At 41.5% G+C, this 21,763-nt stretch carries 17 protein-coding genes; 11 read left to right on the top strand and 6 right to left on the bottom strand.

Translation table 11 applies throughout. From position 1 onward, the window contains the following. Positions 1–774, bottom strand: a 774-nt coding sequence (locus EPX21_RS21665) for a hypothetical protein (protein WP_134091912.1), incomplete at its 3' end; no start/stop codon positions are given. Positions 775–1,444: 670 nt separating this feature from the next. Beyond that, the gene (locus EPX21_RS21670; RefSeq protein WP_134091914.1) at positions 1,445–2,482 is read right to left on the bottom strand and encodes a glycosyl hydrolase 53 family protein; all 1,038 of its coding nucleotides are present in this window, start codon (positions 2,480–2,482) and stop codon (positions 1,445–1,447) included. A 688-nt stretch (positions 2,483–3,170) separates the two neighbouring features. Between EPX21_RS21670 and EPX21_RS21675 the strand changes: the two genes are divergently transcribed. Then, positions 3,171–4,250, top strand: coding sequence for a GNAT family N-acetyltransferase (locus EPX21_RS21675; RefSeq protein WP_134091915.1), 1,080 nt, complete (start codon positions 3,171–3,173; stop codon positions 4,248–4,250). Between the two features lie 23 nt (positions 4,251–4,273). Continuing rightward, on the top strand, positions 4,274–5,659 hold the full coding sequence (locus EPX21_RS21680) for an undecaprenyl-phosphate glucose phosphotransferase (RefSeq protein WP_134091917.1): 1,386 nt from the start codon (positions 4,274–4,276) through the stop codon (positions 5,657–5,659). A gap of 409 nt (positions 5,660–6,068) precedes the next feature. Here EPX21_RS21680 and EPX21_RS21685 read toward each other — a convergent pair whose 3' ends face one another. Then, entirely contained in the window at positions 6,069–6,593 is a 525-nt protein-coding gene (locus tag EPX21_RS21685) for a hypothetical protein (RefSeq protein WP_134091919.1), read from the bottom strand. Positions 6,594–6,966: 373 nt separating this feature from the next. On the opposite strand from EPX21_RS21685, the gene EPX21_RS21690 reads away from it, so the two are divergent. From EPX21_RS21690 to EPX21_RS21720, 7 genes are all read left to right on the top strand, one after another. After that, a complete protein-coding gene (locus EPX21_RS21690; RefSeq protein ID WP_240768757.1) occupies positions 6,967–7,599 on the top strand; it encodes a response regulator transcription factor in 633 nt (210 codons plus the stop codon). A 626-nt stretch (positions 7,600–8,225) separates the two neighbouring features. Further along, positions 8,226–8,723 carry a hypothetical protein gene (locus EPX21_RS21695; protein ID WP_134091921.1) on the top strand — a complete coding sequence of 166 codons (498 nt, stop codon included), beginning with the start codon at positions 8,226–8,228 and terminating at the stop codon, positions 8,721–8,723. Positions 8,724–8,834: 111 nt separating this feature from the next. Continuing rightward, positions 8,835–9,923 carry a hybrid sensor histidine kinase/response regulator gene (locus EPX21_RS21700; protein WP_134091923.1) on the top strand — a complete coding sequence of 363 codons (1,089 nt, stop codon included), beginning with the start codon at positions 8,835–8,837 and terminating at the stop codon, positions 9,921–9,923. A gap of 34 nt (positions 9,924–9,957) precedes the next feature. Then, positions 9,958–10,353, top strand: coding sequence for a response regulator (locus EPX21_RS21705; RefSeq protein ID WP_134091925.1), 396 nt, complete (start codon positions 9,958–9,960; stop codon positions 10,351–10,353). Positions 10,354–10,438: 85 nt separating this feature from the next. Next, positions 10,439–11,563: a ThiF family adenylyltransferase gene (locus EPX21_RS21710; protein ID WP_134091927.1), complete on the top strand. Its 1,125-nt coding sequence runs from the start codon at positions 10,439–10,441 to the stop codon at positions 11,561–11,563. 2 nt (positions 11,564–11,565) lie between these two features. Further along, the gene (locus EPX21_RS21715) at positions 11,566–12,264 is read left to right on the top strand and encodes a hypothetical protein (RefSeq protein ID WP_134091929.1); all 699 of its coding nucleotides are present in this window, start codon (positions 11,566–11,568) and stop codon (positions 12,262–12,264) included. A gap of 29 nt (positions 12,265–12,293) precedes the next feature. Beyond that, positions 12,294–14,525 carry a 7TM diverse intracellular signaling domain-containing protein gene (locus EPX21_RS21720; protein WP_134091931.1) on the top strand — a complete coding sequence of 744 codons (2,232 nt, stop codon included), beginning with the start codon at positions 12,294–12,296 and terminating at the stop codon, positions 14,523–14,525. On the opposite strand, the gene EPX21_RS21725 is transcribed toward EPX21_RS21720, so the two are convergent. After that, complete coding sequence (locus EPX21_RS21725) at positions 14,499–14,963, bottom strand: response regulator (RefSeq protein ID WP_134091933.1); 465 nt, start codon at positions 14,961–14,963, stop codon at positions 14,499–14,501. The genes EPX21_RS21720 and EPX21_RS21725 overlap by 27 nt on opposite strands. A gap of 199 nt (positions 14,964–15,162) precedes the next feature. On the opposite strand from EPX21_RS21725, the gene EPX21_RS21730 reads away from it, so the two are divergent. Further along, the gene (locus EPX21_RS21730) at positions 15,163–16,233 is read left to right on the top strand and encodes a Gfo/Idh/MocA family protein (RefSeq protein WP_134091935.1); all 1,071 of its coding nucleotides are present in this window, start codon (positions 15,163–15,165) and stop codon (positions 16,231–16,233) included. Between the two features lie 22 nt (positions 16,234–16,255). On the opposite strand, the gene EPX21_RS21735 is transcribed toward EPX21_RS21730, so the two are convergent. Together EPX21_RS21735 and EPX21_RS21740 are read right to left on the bottom strand one after the other, a co-directional pair. Beyond that, positions 16,256–16,948, bottom strand: coding sequence for a response regulator transcription factor (locus tag EPX21_RS21735; protein ID WP_134091937.1), 693 nt, complete (start codon positions 16,946–16,948; stop codon positions 16,256–16,258). Beyond that, entirely contained in the window at positions 16,945–18,411 is a 1,467-nt protein-coding gene (locus tag EPX21_RS21740) for a sensor histidine kinase KdpD (protein ID WP_134091939.1), read from the bottom strand. Before EPX21_RS21740 ends, EPX21_RS21735 begins: the two co-directional genes overlap by 4 nt. Positions 18,412–18,638: 227 nt before the next feature. Here EPX21_RS21740 and EPX21_RS21745 point away from each other — a divergent pair, with 227 nt between their 5' ends. Continuing rightward, positions 18,639–21,695, top strand: a complete 3,057-nt coding sequence (locus EPX21_RS21745) for a SusC/RagA family TonB-linked outer membrane protein (RefSeq protein ID WP_240768758.1) — start codon at positions 18,639–18,641, stop codon at positions 21,693–21,695. The last annotated feature ends 68 nt before the right edge of the window (positions 21,696–21,763 follow it).

The following is a 21,763-nucleotide window of genomic DNA, read 5'->3' on the forward strand; positions in this document are numbered from 1 at the left end:
TGACGACAAATAGGTGCTAATGTCATCAATACCATAGTTCTTCTTAGCGGATTTTTCCATGTAGTCATACCATTGCCATCCGATGATGTCGAACTTTAGGCCTCTGCTTTCCAGCATTTGGATATAAGCCGTGTGCAGCCAGCAGGCGTTGATGATGGTTTTTGCCGTTGGATCTTTAGCCTTGATGCCGTCGTTCATGCCCCAAAGGAAATGCAGAGCAATATCAAACTTTTTCAGATTATAATGTGTTCTTGATGTACCTGCTTTGAGGGGAAGAATAAAGAGGTTCTCTAGTTCATTGCCTATGTTATAATAATCGAAATCGTCTTTGTACTGTTGGGCAAAGGCTTCGGCAACCTTCCGCCCTTGCTGATACGCCTCGGACATTTTCATGTTAAAGTTGAGTCCCTGTGCATAAAGCATCGGAACTAAGGTAACACCCGCTTCCTTAGCGGCTTTTTTCAAGGGCTGGAAACGGAAGTCTGTGTGCATTTTACCGTTGCTGAGCGTGGATACATCGAAACGATAGCTCCTCATTCCGAGCTTTTTGATCAATGCAATCTGCTCCTTTGCGGGAACATTGGTGTAGGAGGCTGGCCCAAGTGGGTGTCCATTTACTCCGAAGTCGAAGGTAGATGATCTTGAGCTGGCCGTTGCCATGGTTGTGTTTGGGCCTTCGTTCAATTGTGTTTCTTCAAATACATCTTGTTTTGAACAGGATACGAGTGTCAGGAGCGCTCCTGTGAAGATAACTGAAAGGAAATTGTTTTTCATTTAATGTTAAGTTGTGTAATAATAACGAAAACTTGAAGCAAAACGGATCTGAGGTGATCTTAATTCTACCTAAAGTGAGCGCTATTCGTTACGGTTGGATTAAAAAAATAACGTTTATCACTGCTTTAAATCACGGTAAGGCTCCGAGAAATATATGCTGCGAGTTTAGTTCTGACGACACCAAGGTAGAAACTTTTTTTTAACTGGAAAAATTTTCTTTTAAAACGTTCAAAACTGTGTAGTCTCGTGGCTTTTGGCTGTGCCAACTGCTGTAAAGGCAAATGAGAAGCGTAAATACTCAATAAAATCCTAGGACAGATTTTTCGATACACCGTTTGTATTCTGCGACTCGGCCTTAAAAAGCTTCTTTAAATAATATAGAAAAATATGAAACAGCCTTTAATACATCAATGGCTGATAAGTATGGCAGCGTGGGGCTCGGGCTTATGTAAATAAAATGGCTGATAAGGACTTAAGTTGGATGGAGAAACGGGCAACCAGTGATTTGTAGTTTGTAGGATATAAAACAAAGGAAGAAAATAAAAAAGGGACTGACCTGTTTAGTTGGTTCAGTCCCTTTTCTGCTTTTGAATCGTTCGCCGCGGCGGCTCCTGCTTCTTTATGCCGGATTAGCAGCTATAATTATGCAGTGATAAACTAGTTTATAAAATTATTTTAAGATCGGTGCAGCAAAAGCGGTTGGCTTATAGTTGCTGTAAGGCTGGATCCAGTTAATGATGCCGTAATAAGCTTCTTCCGAGTGATTTTTTTCCGGCTCGTTAAACAGTTCGTAGATAAAGGCCCCCATCACCTTTGGATTTTTTCTGATTTTGGCCATGAAAGAATCAAAGAAGGCTTTCCTGTCGTCCTCGCTGGTTGAATTGTTCTTGTTTCTGTAACCGACTTCTGTGAACCAGATCGGCTTTGAGAAGCGTGACGACAAATAGGTGCTAATGTCATCGATTCCATAAGTAGATTTAGCGGATTTTTCCATGTAGTCATACCATTGCCATCCGATGATGTCGAACTTTAGTCCCCTGTTTTCCAGCATTTGGATATAGGCAGTGTGCAGCCAGCAGGCATTGATGATGGTTTTTGCCGTTGGATCTTTAGCCTTTATACCGTCGTTCATGCCCCAAAGGAAGTGCAGAGCAACATCAAATTTCTTCAGGTCATAATGCGTTCTCGAAGTACCTGACTTAAGCGGCAGAATGAATTGGTTTTCCAGCTCGTTTCCGATGTTGTAATAGTCAAAATCGTCTTTGTAGATTTTAGCAAAGGCTTCAGCGACTTTCCGTCCCTGTTTATAGGCCTCGGACATTTTCATGTTTAAATTAAGTCCCTGCGTATAAAGCATCGGAACTAAGGTTACGCCCGCTTCGGCGGCAGCTTTTTTCAAGGGCTGAAAGCGGAAATCGGTGTGCATTTTGCCGGTGCTGAGCGTCGATACGTCGAAACGATAGCTGCTCATTCCGAGCTTCTTGATCAGTGCGATCTGCTCCGTTGCCGGAACGCTGGTGTAGGAGGCCGGCCCGAGCGGGTGTCCGTTTACCCCAAAGTCGAAGGTTGATGATTTTGAACCGGCCACTGCCATGGTTGTGTTTGGGCCTTCGTTCATTTGTGTTTCTTCAAAAACATCTTGTTTTGAACAGGAAGCGAATGTCATGAGTGCTCCCGCGAAGATAACTGAAAAGAAATTCTTTTTCATTAAGTGTTTGGTTGTGTAATAATAACGAAAACTTGAGGCAAAAGAAAGACGTAGGTTGATCGTAATTCTACCTGAAGTGAGCGCTATTCGTTACGGTTGGATTAAAAAAAATAACGTTTACTGCTTTAAATTACGGTAAAGACCGCTGAAATTATGCTGTATGTTTAGTTTGACGGCGCAAAGGTAGAGACTTTTTTTTAATTACAAAAATATTTTTAAAAATTTTTAAAAGACAAACTTCCGTCGGCGTATACCTGCGTTTAATGGCCGTAAATGGTCAATTGGCGCGCCTAAACCGCTATATATCTTAAGATATATTTTAATAAATAACTTCGATTCCTCAACCGTAGCTAAAAATTCCGGCGCCTACGGGCGCGTTGTTACAGCAATTACTGATGTGACGCTCTTCAATTATTATTATTATTATGTTATGTATAAAATGGCTGATGAAAAGTTGAGGCGGGTCTTGATACAAAAGCATTGGAAAACCGCTTCGGTAAGCCACCTGCTCGTTGCTTCTTTTGTTGCACACTTCTGTTACATAATTTATACATCTTGGCTATTGAAGGGCGTTATGGCACTATAAATGGTAAATTTGCTATGATTTGGAAGGTTGCTGATTGCTTTAATGACGTATATGGGAATTCTTCGGGAATTCATTATAAGTGTATACAAAAAATAGAAATATATGGTTGTTGATCTACAAACATCATCTTCATTCAAGGTGCTGACGTTGCAAGAAAAGGATCTTTGGAACAGGTACCTCCACGAAGCTTGCGAGTCGGACTTTTATCATACATGGGAATACCATGCGTTGGACAAACAGGGCCAGGCCTTTATGTTTATCTATGAAAGAGAGGATCTTTTTATAGGCGTTCCACTGATTAAAAGACCCATACCGGGAACAGGCTACTACGACTGTACGTCAGTGTATGGATACGTCGGCCCTTTTTCTAACAAAGATTTGCTGGCTATTCAGGATTCGATTAAGCAAGACTTTCATTTGGTATTTCGGGACTACCTCCAATCGCAAAAGATTGTTACTGTATTTGCAGTGCTTCACCCCTTGTTTAAGCAGCAGGGCCTGTTGGCAGGAGGCTTTACAGTGCAGGATAACGCGAGCTGCGAACTGAAGCCTGTCGGTAAAACGATTGCCATTGATTTGAAACAATCGCTCGACGAACAACGGCTTCAATATAGGCGGCCCATCCGGATGAAGATTAATCAATTGAGAAAAAAAGGATTTACGGTTAAAGTGGCGGAAAGTGAAAAGGAGCTTCATGAATTCATAGACCTGTACGTTGAAAACATGGCGAAGGTCAATGCCAGTGAAAAATATTTTTTTGAACAGGCCTATTTCGAAAACTTTATGTTGTCGACGAGTTTTTCACCTCGTTTGCTAGTTGCCTATTATGAGGATCGCATGGTTGCGGGCGCAATGATCGGGATGACAAAGCAGGTTGTGCAACTACATTTAGCCGGAACACGCAACGAATTTTTACGTGAATCGCCCATGAAGCTGATATTCGATGAAGCCTCATTGATAGGAAGGGCGAATAACATGCAGTATTTGCATCTAGGAAGCGGGGTTGGAGGAGCGGAAGATTCACTCTTTCATTTCAAACGGGGATTCTCTGAAAATGTATTCGACTTTGTTACCTGGCGATATATAGTAGACCACTCGGTTTATGTAGATCTTGTAGAAGAAAAGATAAACGGTAAGACAGCGCCGGATGTCGATCTTTTTCCTTTATACAGGTTTGTATAAAGTTAGTTTAAAATCTATTTCTTATGAAAACGCGGTATTTATATTTACTGATTTTTATTTTAGCAATAAGTGATTTACTCATTGTTAATAGTGTTTATTTATTAGGATTTTATTACTTAAGCAGCAATCTAGAATTAAATGAGATTTACCTGGACGGGCTCATTGTTAGCAACCTGATATGGATGGTTGCGTCTTTCTTTTGTAAGCTCTATACAGAAAAAACGGTGCGGCGGATCGATTTCATTTATTCGGCCACCCTCCGCAGTTATTTGCTGCATTTTGCCTTGTATGCCTGTTATATTGCCCTATTTAAAGAGAAGGCAATATCGAGGGAATTTTTGCTAACGATGTACATCGGTATGGCTCTATGCCTTTTTGTAAGCCGGTTGTTCGGAACCTTTTTTGAAGCGAAGCTGTTAAGGCATTTTAAAGCTAGTAAGCCTGTGGCTGTATTAGGAATGAATAAGATGGGCTTACGGCTTGCAGCTTTTTTCGAACAGAAAAAAAACGAATACAGCTTTAGCGGCTTTTTAGATGATCATCAGGAACTGAGTATAGGTGAAGACGGGCGGTTACTACCGGTTGTTTGCCAACAAATAGAGGTTGCCGCTAAAAGCGGTATCCAGGAGGTTTATGTTCCGCTTACGCCGGAGAATATGGCAAACGCAAACGTTTTGCTGCGAGAGGGAGAGCGGCAATGTGTGCGGATGAAGTTCGTGCCGGATCTGTCTGGTACGCTTGTTACGCCTTTCAGACTGAGTTATATGGAGGAGTTCCCGGTTATCAGTATGCGGCATGATCCGTTGGAGGAAATAGAAAATCGATTTAAGAAACGGGTTTTTGATATTATTTTCAGCTCATTGGTGATCGTTTTTGTGTTAAGTTGGCTTTATCCTATCATCGGGTTGATAATCAAGATCCAAAGTCCGGGTCCGATTTTATTCAAGCAGAAGCGGGATGGCCGAAACAACCAAACCTTCTATTGTTACAAATTTAGAAGTATGAAGGTCAATAATGAAAGCGATACGAGGCAAGCTACCAAAGATGATGATAGGATAACGCCTATCGGCCGTTTTATAAGAAGAACAAGTTTGGACGAGCTGCCACAGTTCTTCAACGTTTTGCTAGGCGATATGAGTGTCGTGGGGCCTCGACCGCATATTCTTTCGATGACTGAACAGTATAGGCAAATTATCGATCAGTATATGGTCAGGCACTTTTTGAAATCGGGAATCACGGGATGGGCGCAGGTAAATGGTTTCCGGGGAGAAACAAAAGACCCTGACTTAATGAGAAAGCGGGTGGAATACGACGTATGGTATCTGGAGAACTGGTCGATTTGGCTTGATGTTAGAATCATTTTGCAGACCGTGATTAACATGATCAAAGGCGAGGAAAACGCCTATTAGCCCGTATATCCTAATTTGATAGGGCGCAGGAAAGCCGGTTCTTCTGAGAGCCGGCTTTTTTATGCGATAAAAGTTCTGAAGTACTTTTTGAAGCTATAGGCTTTTTTGTTTTATCCTTATGTATGCACCTTGCGAAGAACAAAAATTTTCTCGGCTTGCGGACACAGCAAATTGGCGGAGGGATTAGCGAAAGTAAAACGAAGATAGCGTTGTTTTTAGGACGGCTTCTTTTTGCATAGGAGGTGGAAACGTATTGTGAACCGAACCGTTTAAGCTTAGGTGCTGTGTACTTGCGGCGGTTATGCGGAATTGGGCTTATCGTTAGGATAATAACGGCACATGAAAAGGCCCCTGATAACAAGCAGGGGCCGATTGAGGCAAATTATATTAAAATTGGTTAGTTTAAGTGTTAGTCTCGGCAAGGGCAATGTAATTCAATCGTCCCTTCCCGACTGGCAGCGGTTTTGGTTTCGCCATTCTCTTCGTACTGAACATCGGCATTGTCGGTTGAAACAATGAACCAGCTCATCGTTTTTTCAGTAAAGGCAGTAACCTCGAACTTGTCTACTTTACCGGAATCCCAGGTGATGATCACGTAGTCTTTCTTGTTCTCGCGAGCAATGTCCCAAGTGCCCCAAACGGTTTCGTTGGTGAACTTGTTTAACCTGGTTACCCGATGGTCATCAGGAGTAGCTTCGTTAGGTCTAAAGTTATACTGAATGCTTTTATTCCTAAAATCTTCGTATTCAGTAAAACTTTCATAATCGGTGCTACCCTCACCCGTCTTGTATTCATATTTCTCGGAAACGGTGTTCCAAACTGTACGAATGAGTGTCTGATCGATGGTGGATGGAATTTCTACTCCAGGATCTTCTGTTTTATCGCATGATAGCATAAACAGCAGTAGTGGCAAAAGTAAAATGCGTCTTGACATAATAATAGATGTTTTTTGTTTAATTACCCAAATTTCGTAAGTATATCTAAGGAAAAGGAACCAAAAAAGGGATTGTATAAGGAAATAGGAAAATATGCGCAGGAAATTATGAGAATAACTAAGCGGGATGTTCGCTCTTGTGTTATGGTTGTGCCTAAACTGCGAAAGTTCAAAGAAAGATATGAACTATTTTCGCCCTATTATAGTGATATTTATATTTTGTGTTATATCTTTAAACAGAAAAAAGAAGGCGGGGCGAATCGAGGGGTGATAAGCAATGAGATTATTTACAAGCTTTTTTTAGTGTTTTTTACTAGATGGAACGGGATTTGTTAGTTAAGCTACGAATTTTTATAAGAAGGTCAATAAACATATGATGAAAGGAACTATCGGTATAGTTGATGATCAACAATTGTTCTTAAAAACTGTAGGTATGTTTGTTAATACCTTTCCGGATTTTGAAGTGGTGCTATACGCTTCTAACGGGCCGGATGTGTTACAGAAACTTAAGTCGCAAGACCCCTTACCGGATATTCTACTGATCGACGTGAATATGCCGGAAATGGAAGGTGCCGAAATAGTTTCGACCATTAAGAAAACCTACCCGAGCATAAAAATGGCGGCTTTGTCCATGATGGAGGATTCACAAAACGTCATCAGGATGATCAAGGCAGGCTGTTGTGCATACCTGCTCAAAAATATGAATCCCAACGAACTGGAACTAGCTCTCAGGGAAATTCTGCTGCGGGGGTTCTACAATACTTATGTCACCAACATGTGTTATCAAGAACTCTTTAATAAAGACTCCATTGATTTAAAAGAAAGGGAAAGAGAGTTTTTGGAGCTTGCTTGCAGTGATTTGACTTACCAACAGATTGCGTCAAAGATGTTTCTTTCTATTAAGACCATCGATGGCTATCGGGCGGCACTGTTCGAAAAATTTCAGGTGAAGAGCAGAGTAGGCTTGGTGCTGGAAGCTATCCGTCAAAACGTGATATCGGTATGACAAAAACCGGTGTGTTACAGGGATTTTCCTGTTTGATTACAGGGTTTTTTCCTTAGCGTACTTGGGGCAATAAAATCGTAATTTGCGCACGGAAACAGGCGCATTAAATAGGTAATTATAGTAAGTGTTTATTGCGACGTCGATCGTTCTTTGAGTTGTAAATCAGCAGTTAATGTTTTAAGAGCATGAAGGATGTCGTGCATTGTCAAAACTTCCGAACGAATGCTTCCGCTCCGGCTATATAGCATTGTTAAAGAGTTTTAATGATACTACGACACGGTTGTACATGCCATCATAAACGCGTTGATCGTGTTTTGATTGTTTTTTGCATACATGTTCGGCAGAAGCCCAGCCTAATCAAATCCTCTCTGATACTGATCATAAGCAAAACAAAGCGGCAAATATAAAATCTTTACACCCCCTATTCGAAATCACGAATAATTTAATAGGGTATACATCGATAATGTGCCAGATGCTGACAGGTGGCCGCAGGAATATTTTCCAACAATCTTATCTTTGTGCTGAGAAAAAATATGAATTCTTGTTGTTTAATTGCTTAAGTTTGACGTTAAAGAAATTTTTATATCCAACCGTTACGAAGATTTACGTTTTTTAAAACACTTTTAATGAAGGATTTAAGGATAAAACAGACGCCAGGGAAATCTTTTATTGATCTGAAAGCAACGGCAGACGATCATATAAGGGAAAATAATTTAGCACTGTCGGTGCATGAGTGGTCTGGCGAAGGAAACAAAGTATGCTGTATTTATTTGAATATCGAGCAGACCAATGAGCTTTATGAGTACTTGAAAACTTTTTTAGAAGAAAGAAGTGAAGCATTGGCTGATCACCATCGGGAAGTAAAAGAGAAAAGGCTGCTGTTAAAGCGTGTTTATCGGGAATCAAAGGATAGTGGATTGGTAACCGGCGAACAGATAAACAGTCTAGGTAGAATAGGCGTGCCGATTATTTCTCTTTTGGCTAAAGATCTTCAGGTTCCTGCAAATGAGATTTTAACGATAGTAGAAAGCGGGCCTTTGCCCTTTGCGTTGTTAAATAAGCATTTTAGGGCTTGCTGGGAGTCTGTTCTTGAAGAGCCGCTACCAAGCAATTACCTATTATGATGGTAAAAAGGCGCATGGAATAGACAAGGTTGAACGTAAAAGATTATAAGTGTCTTTTTTTTTATAAACTTGTGCAGTAAAGATTGCTTAAAACAAACCGGGTTGATCAGTATGAACGATGAGATAAAAATTTTGTACTTAGATGATGAAGTGAACAACTTGGTTGCTTTTAAAGCATATTTTCGGCTGGATTACCAGGTGTATGTTGCTGAAAACACGAACGAGGCATTGAAAATACTGGAAGAACATCCTGATCTACGTATGATTTTTACGGACCAGCGTATGCCAGATAAACAGGGGACAGACTTCTTGGACGAAATCCGGGTAATTTATCCCTTGCCGGTACGGATCCTGCTAACTGCTTATACCGACGATTTGGACACGGCTATTGATGCTATCAATAGAGGAAATGTGTATCGTTATGTAAAAAAACCATGGTCTGTAGAGACCATTTCGGGGGTAATCAGGGATGCGAACCGGTATTACCTAACAAATTCTTTGCTTTCTGTGAAGAACAAAGAGTTAGAACAGGCTTATAATGAGCTGGATAAGTTTGCGCACAGTGTAAGTCATGATATACGAGGCCCATTGGCGGGGATTATGGCTGCAGCACAATTAGCGCGGGATATCAGTGATTTGAACGAAGTGGGCGAGCTTTTGCAAATAATCGTCAATTCTGCCGAAAAGCTGGATCGTTATATCCTAACGATACATGACTATTACAGTGTCAGAAGGGGTGAATTTAATATAGTCGACATAGATCTTAATACACTGGCGGATGATATGCGCGTGATGTATGAGGCGATTGCAAATGCGAAGGGGATACGGTTTACCATAACAATTAACAACTCGGATGTTTTTAGGTCGGACGAGGTTTCGGTAAAATTGGTGTTGAACAACTTGTTATCCAACGCCTTCAAATACCAGAAAAAAGACTATAATTATAAATACGTGCATTTGGAGATGGGCGTGGAACGAGGCGTCGCTACATTTATAGTGAGAGATTCCGGGATAGGCATTCCGGAAAAATACTTGGGCGAGATTTTTAAATTGTTTTTTAGGGCTACATTACTAGAAGCCGGTAGTGGTCTTGGGCTATATAATGTCAAGAATATTTTAACGAAGTTGGGCGGTCAGATAACGGTGCATTCTGAAGAGAATGTCGGAACTGAATTCACAGTGGTGATTCCGACGAAATGATTTTTTTGAAATGAATATAAATCTATTGTAGGTAATGAAATATCCTTTTATAGTTATTGATGATAGTCCGATTGATTGTCTCATTGTAAAAAAAGTGATCGGCTTCAGCGGAAAGAGCTCGGACGTAAAGGTTTTTAACGACGCCTCCGTTGCGCTTCGGTATATCGAGCAGCACGGAGAGGGGGAGCGTACTTCTATTTCTTTTATTACCTTAGATATTATGATGCCGGTTATGAACGGATTTGAATTTCTCGAGAAGTTTAATAGCCTGCCCAAATCTATTCAAGAGCGATACAAAATCATTATTCTTTCATTATCGAACAATGAGCATACGATGAAAAGACTGGAGAAATATGATGTAATAGAGGCTATTGTAGAGAAACCGATTACTATGGATAAATTTGCAGAGGTGATCAGCCGATTCCAATAGTAAAAATCCGGGGAAAAGGATTGAACGCCCATATTATATAAAAGGAATACATCAACTAAACATACATACTGCTACGAAACGTCAAATGCTAGATACAACACAAGGGGCTTTAAATAATGCCTTCCAGACTGTACTTTTTAGAAGGCAGCACACGCAAGATAAAGAAGAAATGGATCGGTTATTAGCGGAAAAAAGGGGAATCGAACTAGTAGATACCCTTGAAACGCAGGTGGCGGAATTGATTAAAATTGAAAATCCTTCCGAGATTTTTGATCGAGAAAAACTAAAGGAGCGCGTAACAGCCTACTTACCGCCGTCTTCTTCGTTCGATTTTGGCGTGTGGGCGTATTATCCTTGGTTGAACAAAATCGTCCATCTGTTGGACGAAGACGCTTTTATCAAGGTAAGAACGAGTCGTAATATCTACAAGATTACGCCTGAAGAAATAGCGGTGCTGCGCAGGAAAAAGGTGGGGGTTATCGGGCTTTCGGTCGGCCAAAGCATCGCAATAACATTGGCAATGGAACGCACCTGCGGGGAACTGCGGTTAGCAGATTTTGATTCTGTTGAGCTGAGTAATATGAACCGCATTCGCGTCGGTGTACAAGATTTAGGACAAAATAAGGTAATTGTCGCCGCGCGACAGATTGCGGAACTAGATCCGTATATAAAGGTGGTTTGCTATACAGACGGAATCCATACGGCTAACATGGATAGGTTTTTACTGGAAGGCGGGAAGCTTGACATGTTGGTGGAAGAATGTGACGGAATTGATATCAAAATAATCAGTAGACTAAAGGCCCGGGAGCATGGCATACCTGTTATCATGGACACGAACGATAAAGGGATGCTGGATGTGGAGCGTTTCGATCTCCAACCGGCGCGGCCTGTATTGCATGGAAGATTGAAACGGATAGAAGGCATGGCAACGCAAGAGGTTGAACAGCAGCTCAAGAACCTAAGTCTCGAACAAAAAATAGAATATCTCGTTGATATTATCGGTTTTGAAAATGTCTCCGATGCCATGAAAATATCCCTTCAATACATGAGAAAGACGATTATCGGTTGGCCGCAGCTGGCGTCGGCCGTAGCTCTCGGAGGCGCAATGGTTACAGACGTGACACGACGGGTGTTTCTGGATAAATTTAAGGACTCTGGCCGATATTTTGTCGATTTGGAAGAGCTCATTCATAATACTAAAGTCGATTAACTATGATCCATATACGAACTTTTAGAGCACCAGACGATCCGGAGGCCTGTGAAAAGTTCATAATCGGACATAAAAAGTTATTGGAGATTTTTGGTATCAGCCAGATCACCTCCAATCGGCAAGATTGGGTGGACGATACAGATACGATTGTCATTTTAGTAGAGCATGTTGAAACAAAGGTGGTATACGGCGGTGCACGTGTACAAATGGCCAATAGCAAGTACGCCCTGCCAATAGAGACGGCCATAGGCCGGTACGATTCTAAAATTTACGACTTAATAAAGGATGATCAGGCGAGAGGGGGGACTTGCGAGATTTGTGGTTTATGGAACTCGAGGGAAGTGGCCGGCATGGGGATTGGCAGTTACATACTTTCGCGGGTAGGCGTAGCGATCACTACGCAATTGCCGGTGGTGAGCTTACTGGTGTTGTGTGCGCCTATTACCGTTAAAATGGGGGTTCGTTTAGGTTGTAAAGTGGAAAAGACCCTAGGAAATAACGGCCTGTTCTATTATCCGAAAGACGATTTAATTGCGACGGTGATGCGCATGGAGGATATCAACGATCTTTCGCTTGCTACCGAGCTCGAAAGGGAAAAGATCTTGTCCTTGCGTACAAAGCCTCATCAAGAAGTATTAGAGCGAGGCCCTAAGGGGGAGTATCCCGTTACTTACGATCTTACTATTCCAAATTTTCCTTAATGGTTTTAATAAAAAAAGACTGAAAAGTAATGAACAGCTTTAGTATCTTTTTTAAGCTCAGACCTTTTTTAATTTTGGTGACAGCTTTATTATGGCTTTGTAAAACAGGCTATGCGCAGGGCGATCAACCGATTTATTTTAACGACGCAGGGCGCGAGTTATTATTAAATCGGCATATTGCTCTTTTTCAGGATACTTCGCGGAAACTGTCTATTGATGATGTTAAACAACAAAACTTCGTCGTCTATCAAAATGAAGGCGTTATCAACCTGGGGGCAACAACAGATAAGGTTTGGTTGCGGTTCAGTTTACAAAACAACACAGATGAGGAAAACCTGTATTTATTACTACAACAAGCTTCCATAGAGGAAGCCGTATTGTTCATGCAGGATGCGAAAGGCCAAAGTTCAATTGATACCTTGGCGAAGTACAAGCCCTTTAAAGAACGTATCGTCTATGCGCCGGACTATATTTTTCCAATCAGTATAAAAAAGGGGGGCACAGCGGAGATCTATCTTTGTGTCTCTTCTAATGATCAGTTGCAACTGCCTTTATACATCGGTGCCAAAGAAGTCATTTCGGCGAGAATGTCAACAAAAAATCTTTTATTTGGTCTGTATGCTGGGGCGATATTGATCATGATGTTATATAACTTGTTTGTCGGTCTTTCTACGCAGAACAGCAGCTATTTTTATTATATTATATACATACTCACCGTTGGTCTTACTCAGGCTTTGTTCCAAGGATATACCTACATGTACCTTTGGCCTAATAGTCCGTGGCTGGCCAGTCGGAGTTCCATTATTATACCCTTTCTCTCCGGTTTAGCGACGATTGCATTTATCAAGAACTTTCTCCATACCAAAACGAATACACCAAAGCTCGATAAAGGTATTAATGTGATCGTGCTCTGTTACTTTATCGGCTTATTGGTAGGTTTATTCGACGTCTTTTCCGGAGCGATTTTATTACAAACAACAGCTTCGATAGGAACGCTATATGTGTTATATGTAGCCGAGCAAATCCGTAGGAAGGGATACAGGCCGGCGGTCTTTTTCTTGCTTGCGTTTACTTTATTTTTTACCTGCGTAATCGTATTTGTACTTCGCAATTTTAACTTTGTTCCTTACAATACATTTACGGCCTACATCCTGGAGATAGGCTCAATTGTGGAGATTTCTTTGCTTTCTTTCGCATTGGCGGATAGGATTAACTTCTACCGGAAAGAAAAAGAAGCTTCTCAGGCACAAGCGCTCCAGATATCGCAAGAAAACGCGCGGATTATAAGGGAACAGAATTTACTGCTGGAAACAGAGGTTAACAGGCGAACAAAAGATCTTAAAAAGACTAACGAAAGCCTTAACGAGGCAATGCACAATTTAAAGCAGGCGCAAGCCCACTTGGTTGAGTCTGAGAAACTGGCATCGCTAGGTATGCTGACAGCGGGCATTGCCCACGAAATTAACAATCCCATTAACTTCGTAACGGGAAGCATTAAGCCGTTAAGCAGGGACGTTGATCAATTGATTGACGCATTGAAAGTGATCGAAGAGATCGCGTTCAGGGATATTCCGGAAGAAGCAAAGATGGCGGAGCTCGAAAATTATAAAGAGGATATTGACTTGGCTTTCTTACAGGAAGAGATTCAGCTACTACTGAAAGGAATACAGGAAGGTGCCTTTAGAACGGCAGAAATCGTAAAAAGCTTGCGCATTTTTTCAAGGGTGGATGAAGACGATTTGAAATTGGCAGACATTAACCTCGGCTTGGAGTCGACCTTGGTTATTTTAAACAGTATGTTTAAGGATCGGATCAACGTGAAACGGCATTATGATGAAATTCCCTACGTGGAGTGTTTCCCCGGTAAGCTAAACCAAGTCTTTTTAAATTTACTTACGAATGCTATCCACGCGATCGATGAGAAATTTCAAGGGAAGCAAGGAGGAAAGATTACCATTAAGACCTACTATAAAGAAGGCTTGGTGTACATTTCGATTAAGGATAACGGGGTTGGCATCAAAGAAGAGGTCAGAAATAAAATTTTTGATCCGTTTTTTACAACCAAGGATGTTGGTGAAGGGACCGGCTTAGGGCTCGCAATTGTTTCGCAGACGATTGCAAAACACCAAGGCGCCATCTCGCTTCTTACTGAAGAAGGGAAAGGGAGTGAGTTTATTATAAGAATACCGACCAGCCAGCCAAACGGCAGCCAGGCAAAAAGCGAGGAAGTTCAATCAGGAAAGGAGTTTTTGCCGAAGTAAAAACTCCAACTGTTCGTTGGTAATAGACAATAGCTGATTTTCTTCTTTCATTTTTTTCTTTTCCAGATAAAGCTGATAAGCCTTTTGTATGGTGTTGTCGAGCTCGTCTTCATTCCAAGGTTTGGTAAGATAATGGAAAATCTTTCCTTTATTGATCGCGTCGATCACTGCAGCCATATCGGTATAGCCCGTTAAAAGAATTCGAATGGGATCGGGGTGTGTCTGTATGACTTGTTCGAGAAACTCAACTCCGGTCATCTTAGGCATCCGCTGATCCGTAATGATGATATCAAACTCTTTCTTCTTTAATATCTCTATTGCCTCCGGCCCACCAATGGCTGTGTCTATCTTATATTTGGTCCTGAATGTGGCTTTGAATGAAATCAAATTGTGTTCCTCGTCATCTACAAAGAGGATTCGTATTTTTTGCGGTTCCATAAACAATGCATTTAATAAATATACCTAACAATTCTTTTGCCAACACAGTCCAAAATAATCAAAATGTTCCTCCTTCCGGCGGCCTGTATGTGAGCCGTGATAACATCATCCTTGTTACTCTTAAATAGCCTTTCGAATGAAGCAAAAAACATTTGGAAAAGTTATCTTGCAATGGATAAAAAGCAAATGTTGACAAATTATGGACAAAATCAAAATTTTAGTAGCAGGTTGTGGTAATATGGGAACTTCGCATGCCAAAGCTTACCATTCAATGAGCGAATTCGAGATCTGTGGCTTGGTGTCTACGGGCAACAGTAAGGAAGTGCTTAACACAGCATTAGGTGGTTTGTACCCCTTATACAGCAGTTATGAAGATGCACTTTCTCAGACAAAGCCAGATGCCGTATGCATTGCCACCTACCCGGATACCCATGAAGATTATGCGCTGAAGGCTTTCCAAGCCGGTTGCCATGTTTTTATTGAAAAGCCCTTGGCCGACACCGTAATAGGGGCAGAAAGGGTAGTGGCAGCCGCCAATCAGTATAACAGAAAGCTGGTGGTTGGCTATATCTTGCGATATCATCCTTCATGGGAGCAATTTATAAAAGAGGGGCGGCAACTTGGTAAACCCTTGGTTATGCGGATGAATTTGAATCAGCAGAGCCACGGCTATATGTGGAAAGTGCATCAGAACCTGATGAAGAGTTTGAGTCCGATTGTTGATTGCGGTGTGCATTATATCGATGTCATGTGTCAAATGACCGATGCGAAGCCCATTCAGGTTAGTGCAGTCGGTGCAAGGTTAACGGATGATATTCCTGCTGAGAATTATAATTACGGACAATTGCAAATCCGGTTTGATGACGGCTCGGTAGGTTGGTATGAGGCCGGATGGGGGCCGATGATTAGTGAAACCGCCTTTTTTATAAAGGATGTAATCGGACCGAAAGGCTCCGTATCTATCGTGGCAAAGGAGGCTTCAAAAGCCGGCAAATCGGACGCCGTGGAATCGCATACGAAGACCGAATCGCTCAAAGTGCATAGGGCGGAAATAAATGAAGACTACCACTTTGTTCACGAGGATCGCTGGATTGATTTACAGGATGAGCCCAATCACCAAGAGCTATGCAACCGGGAGCAACTATTTTTCTTGGAAGCGATTAGGCAGGACTTAGACTTGACCAAAGCGAATTTAGATGCGGTGAATAGCTTAAGGATCGCTTTGGCCTGCGATGAATCTGTGCGGACCGGGGAAATCGTGAGGCTGTAAAAAGTGGAATTCGGTATTGAGGCTACGATATGCTGAATATAAAGCCGACACCATATACATTTTCTATACTTACCCTGCTCGAATGGGTGAGGGCTTTTCGGAGCCGAGAGATGAATACGTCGAGGCTTCGGCCGAGAAAATAATCATTCTCTCCCCACAACTGTAAAAGTATCTCTTCCCGTTTTAGCACGCGGTTGCTGTTTTTGGACAGGTACTGTAATAGTTCTGCCTCTCGAAGTGTAAGTGATATTGTTTTTTTATTAGGCAGTAGCAATTTAAGTAGATCTTTCTGGAAAAAAAGGTCACCGATTGGGATGCCGGGCAGCGTTTCATTTTGGATGTCTTTATTGTTTCGCCGAATGATGTTTTTTATCCGTAGAACGAGTTCGTCAATATCGAAGGGTTTATTGATATAATCGTCGGCACCAATATGTAGCCCGTGAATGCGGTCTTTCTTTTCGTTTCTAGCGGTTAAAAAGAGAAAAGCCTGATCTTTGTTTTCCTTTATGATTTTTTCTGCCAGTTCAAAGCCGTTATAGTCAGGTAACTGCACATCAATGAGAAGCAAGTCGTAATTCGGATGCTGCAAGTAACGTACAAGCGCTTCATTAGCACTTGTGCACCAATCTACATTGAAATTCATGATTTCAAGATATTGTTTTACTACATTGCCAAGATCCTGCTCGTCTTCTATAAAAAGCAAATGGTGTTTCATACGCCTGCGGTATTGGGATGATAGGGGATAAAGATACGAAATTCAGTGCCGAGCCCAACTTGACTCTGTAGATTTAGCTTCCATCCATGTGCTTCGAGGGATTGTTTGACATAAAAAAGTCCCAAACCGAGCCCGCTCACCCGCGAACTTTGTTTACCACGATAGAACTTCTCGAAGATATGCGAAATGGTGTTTTCAGCTATTCCAATGCCATTGTCTTTTATTGAAAGGACCATACCGTTAATAGGGCATAACACTGTTTTAACAGTTATATGCTTAACATCAGCCTCGTTGTACTTCAGTGCGTTATCAAAAATATTGTAAAGCATGGTCGTAAATAAGAATCGATTTAACTTGACAAGCGATGACGAGGTGGCCGGTGTGTAGTTAATATAGGCTTGTCCCGCGGTTTTTAATCTGTAATCGTTCACAATCTCCCCTAAGAGTTCCTCCAGTATATAAGACTTTTTTTCGATAGTTTGCTTATTCATTGAGGTGATGTCAAGCGCCTGATTGATTAGTGCTTGAAGGCGGTCGGTTTGCCTTTTTATGATGTCTGTTAAAGTGCCTACACTTTGCGGATTTGTTATGATTTCCTGATTTTGTAAACTCTTATTTGCAATCAGAATAGCAGAAATAGGCGTGTTGAACTCGTGTGTAATGCTGTTTAGAAAGTCAGATTTCATATCCGCCAATTTTTTCTGCTTTAGCCAATTTTTATAAGTGAAGTAATAAATGACCAAGACAAATGCGATCGACAAGAGCGACAAACTCAACGTTGGTATCATCTGTTTCAGAATGGCAAGTTGGCGGTTATTTTGATCTACATATAAGCTGAAACTGACTTGCAGGGTGAAAGGCGAGGGATCGGAGATGCTAATGCTAGTGACCAGATTTTCGCGGTTAGCCACTAACAGATTGCCGTCGATTAACATCCCTGGGCCGACCTCGCGGATATTCACCAAAGAATCTTTAAAATCACCCTTATGATATATCGGTATATAGCTAATACCGTCAAAAGTAACAGCAACATTATTCAGTGTAAGAAGAAACAGCAGGTCATTGGTCAAATGAAGTTGTGTATGAATCGCACGAAATAGACTGTCCATTGTGCTACTGCGCCTAAGGCTTCTATATAGTTTATCACTGAGCTGTTTCCGAAGGGCTTCGAATGCCTTTGGTTGGTGGAGGTAAAGGTCTTGCAGGGTATCTATATGCTGTGTGATATACTGATGTAAGATTTTTGCGCCACCGGGGAACAAGATTTCATTGCGGATCGCCTGTTTATAGGCATGATCGATCCGTTCCTTTTCGTCGACATTATATTGCCTGTTTTTCAGTTCGTATGTGTTATATATTAGTCTCGCCTGCACGATAATGAGAATGATCAAGCAGCAGACGGCAATTGATCGATATAGAATAAGCGACGGCAATAACAACCTGGTGATTCTTTCCTTGAACATTGTTTTTATAGTGGCTGTTAAGATTTTGTTAACAATTCATTGTGATTTGGTTGACAACTTTTTCTTTAGGGTAAACTTACCTTTACGCTTAATAATCAGACTAATACTTTAAGCCTGTAAACTTAGGAAGTTACGAACATATATATATCGCTTGTGCTCATACAGTGTAATGATAACAAAGCTAAAACGTTTTCTGGAATAAAAATACACAACCAATCAAAATTCATATGAATAAATTTAAGCACAACAATTATCTAAAATTGCTCATAAGGCGAGATTACAAGGCTTGCGTAGAGTCGTATCTCCTTAAAGGAGTGATGGTCCTTACTTTGTTAGTAAGCGGCTTGAACGGTTATGGGCGAAATTCAGTTCAGCAAACGGTTAAAGGTAAGGTAATAAGCGCTGAAGACAAAAGCCCACTACCTGGCGTTACGGTCAGCGTCAAAGGAGGTGATAGCAGAACGCAGACGGACGCTAATGGAGCGTTTGAGCTACAGGTTTCTCCTAACTCCGTTTTGCAGTTTTTATATCTTGGATATGTTACCAAGGAAGAACCGATAAGTAACCGAATGGTGGTTAATGTTTCACTGAGTCCGGACGTGCAGTCGTTAGAGGAGGTAACGGTTTCAGTGGGCTACGGTACATTAAAGCAAAGAGAAGTGACTTCCGCTGTAGCGCATGTGGATACGGCGCAATTCAGACAAGGTGGTGCACGAAATCCATTGGATTTAATACAAGGTAAGGTTGCGGGCTTACAAGTGACACGGTCGGGCGGGTCAGATCCCAATTCTGGAGTGGCTGTTCAGTTAAGGGGTGTTGTAACCGTAACGGGTTCAGCGAGCCCGCTCTATGTCATTGACGGGATCCCTGGAGGGAACATGGATTTATTACAGCAGGACGATATCCTGTCCATTGACGTGCTTAAAGACGGTTCTGGCGCTGCTATATACGGGTCATCTGCAAATGCGGGCGTTATTTTGGTTACAACAAAAAAGGGTAAATCGGGCGCCTCAAGTTTTACCTATAACAATTACGTGCGAAAAGAATTTCTCAATAAAAGACCTGAAGTGTTGTCTCCGGAAGAATTTAGAGCGCACTTGGCCGCAGGTGATCTGGGCAATCAAACAGATTACGGATATAGCACAGATTTTTATGATATGATGATCAATTCGAATAATATTTCTAACAATCACAATTTCGCAATGAGCGGAGGTACTGAAAACACGAATTATCGAGCAAGCGTAAATTACAGGAACTTAGAAGGCATCGGATTGAAAAATAGCAGACAAGAATACGGGGCGAGGCTCAATATTAATCAAAAAGGCTTAGATAACAGGTTGAACGTGATGCTAAATTTAGCAACTAATTTCAATAACGCAAATTTGCTAGGTGGTGCAGGTGGTTGGGAAAGCGAAGCTTTCAAGAATCCAACACGTTCAAATTTTAATGATGACGGGAGCTATTATTTTGACTTAAATAGTACAAACGAATATGCTCGGTTAATGCAGGAGACTTCCTTCAGGAAACAGCAAACCACATCAGGAGATATCAAAGCTGACCTTGATATTGCCAAAGGTTTAAAGGGATCGGTTTTTGGATCATTTCAGCGGAATACCTGGATCGACAGCTACTATGCGCCTCAAAATAGCGAAAATTCTTTAGAAAACACGGATTATCCAGGCGGTGCTTGGGCCGGCAAGGGGGATGTACTGGAACAGTATTACGCATTTGAGCCCACATTACAATATAATACTTCTATTAAAGAGAAACATAACTTAACCGCTATTGCCGGTTACAGCTATCGGTACGAGAAGAACGAGGGCTTAAGTGCCGAAAACAGAGGCTTTATAAATGATTTATACCACGAAGATAATTTAAGTGATGGGTCTGCGCTTATTGACGGTAGAGCTACTATGGATAGTTATAAGAATGACAATACATTGATCGCCTTTTTTGGTAGGTTGAATTATACCTTTGGCAATAAATACATGGCGCAATTTATTCTTCGTCGTGAAGGTTCGTCAAGATTCGGGAATAACAATAAATGGGGGAATTTTCCTGCAGTGTCTGCGGGATGGAACATCACCGAAGAGCCGTTTATGAAAAGCTTAGCTTTTGTGAACTATCTTAAACTTAGAGCCGGATATGGTGTTACAGGAAATTCTGGGTTCGAAAACAATGCTTCCAGAGTAACGCTCGGTGGTGGTGGACGATACCTCTATCCCGACGAAGCGTACCGGGAAACCTATGGGCCTACTCGCAATCCGAATCCAGATCTTCGGTGGGAAACAAAAAGAGAGCTAAATATAGGCGTCGATTACACGCTATTTGACAATAAATTAAGCGGTAGTATCGATTTGTTCGACCGCACTACGAAAGATCTACTAGACACCTATGTAACACCCCAACCGCCATACGTACAATCAAGTATATATGCAAACGTAGGCACCATTTCATCGAAAGGTATTGAAGTGGCTTTTAGCTACAACGCAATATCAAAGAGCAATTTCACCTGGAGTATCGATTTAGCTGCAAGTACCACTAAGAATACGCTAGATTCGTATTCCAATGATCTTTACAAGGTAGAATATAAGGAATTTGGCAGTATCGGCGGTGCGGGCGCTCTGGGAAATGCGATTGTCACTTATGAAGGAGAGCGTGTAGGCGAATTCTGGGGTAAGCGTTTTGCCGGTTTTAACGAAGACGGCAAATGGCTTTTTTACAACCGGAATGGCGAAAAAGTAAGTAATGCAGAAATCAATTATTCCCGCGATCGGGATATGACAGATCTGGCACCTATTGGCAATGCCGTACCTAAGTATTATTTGTCTTTAACCAACAATTTTCGATATAAGCAGTTCGATCTGAGAGTCTTTATGCGCGGAAAATTTGATTATGACATCCTAAATACGACTGCACTAACATATGGAAATAAAGTGACCAGTGGAAACTTACTAAAGGAGGCCTTTGGAAAATATAGCGAGATTAACGATACCTATATGTACTCCGACTATTATATAGAAAGTGGTAGTCATTGGAAAATTGATGAGATTACAGTTGGTTATACATTTAAGCTTCCGACGAAGCTTGTTAAGAACCTTCGGATCTACGCAACTGGCCAAAATCTGATCACGATAACCGGATATAGTGGTAATGATCCTGATTTTGTATCAGATACAGGTTTGGGGAATGCGGATGTAAACGGCCGATCTTTAGGTATCGATAGCCGGGGGCCTTATCCTAGTACCAGGAGCTTTTTGATGGGCTTGAATTTGGGCTTCTAAAATTGTAAAAAAGTTTTATCATCTTGATTTAAAAAGAAAATGAGAGCGAAATATCTTTATACTATTTT

Origin of the sequence: Olivibacter sp. XZL3, assembly GCF_004368405.1 — a bacterium.
Classification (GTDB): Bacteria; Bacteroidota; Bacteroidia; order Sphingobacteriales; family Sphingobacteriaceae; genus Olivibacter.

Coding starts and splice junctions, on each gene's coding strand:
- EPX21_RS21670 (WP_134091914.1), bottom strand. CDS start 2,482: ATGAAAAAGAATTTCTTTTCAGTTATCTTCGCGGGAGCACTCATGACA.
- EPX21_RS21675 (WP_134091915.1), top strand. CDS start 3,171: ATGGTTGTTGATCTACAAACATCATCTTCATTCAAGGTGCTGACGTTG.
- EPX21_RS21680 (WP_134091917.1), top strand. CDS start 4,274: ATGAAAACGCGGTATTTATATTTACTGATTTTTATTTTAGCAATAAGT.
- EPX21_RS21685 (WP_134091919.1), bottom strand. CDS start 6,593: ATGTCAAGACGCATTTTACTTTTGCCACTACTGCTGTTTATGCTATCA.
- EPX21_RS21690 (WP_240768757.1), top strand. CDS start 6,967: ATGATGAAAGGAACTATCGGTATAGTTGATGATCAACAATTGTTCTTA.
- EPX21_RS21695 (WP_134091921.1), top strand. CDS start 8,226: ATGAAGGATTTAAGGATAAAACAGACGCCAGGGAAATCTTTTATTGAT.
- EPX21_RS21700 (WP_134091923.1), top strand. CDS start 8,835: ATGAACGATGAGATAAAAATTTTGTACTTAGATGATGAAGTGAACAAC.
- EPX21_RS21705 (WP_134091925.1), top strand. CDS start 9,958: ATGAAATATCCTTTTATAGTTATTGATGATAGTCCGATTGATTGTCTC.
- EPX21_RS21710 (WP_134091927.1), top strand. CDS start 10,439: ATGCTAGATACAACACAAGGGGCTTTAAATAATGCCTTCCAGACTGTA.
- EPX21_RS21715 (WP_134091929.1), top strand. CDS start 11,566: ATGATCCATATACGAACTTTTAGAGCACCAGACGATCCGGAGGCCTGT.
- EPX21_RS21720 (WP_134091931.1), top strand. CDS start 12,294: ATGAACAGCTTTAGTATCTTTTTTAAGCTCAGACCTTTTTTAATTTTG.
- EPX21_RS21725 (WP_134091933.1), bottom strand. CDS start 14,963: ATGGAACCGCAAAAAATACGAATCCTCTTTGTAGATGACGAGGAACAC.
- EPX21_RS21730 (WP_134091935.1), top strand. CDS start 15,163: ATGGACAAAATCAAAATTTTAGTAGCAGGTTGTGGTAATATGGGAACT.
- EPX21_RS21735 (WP_134091937.1), bottom strand. CDS start 16,948: ATGAAACACCATTTGCTTTTTATAGAAGACGAGCAGGATCTTGGCAAT.
- EPX21_RS21740 (WP_134091939.1), bottom strand. CDS start 18,411: ATGTTCAAGGAAAGAATCACCAGGTTGTTATTGCCGTCGCTTATTCTA.
- EPX21_RS21745 (WP_240768758.1), top strand. CDS start 18,639: ATGAATAAATTTAAGCACAACAATTATCTAAAATTGCTCATAAGGCGA.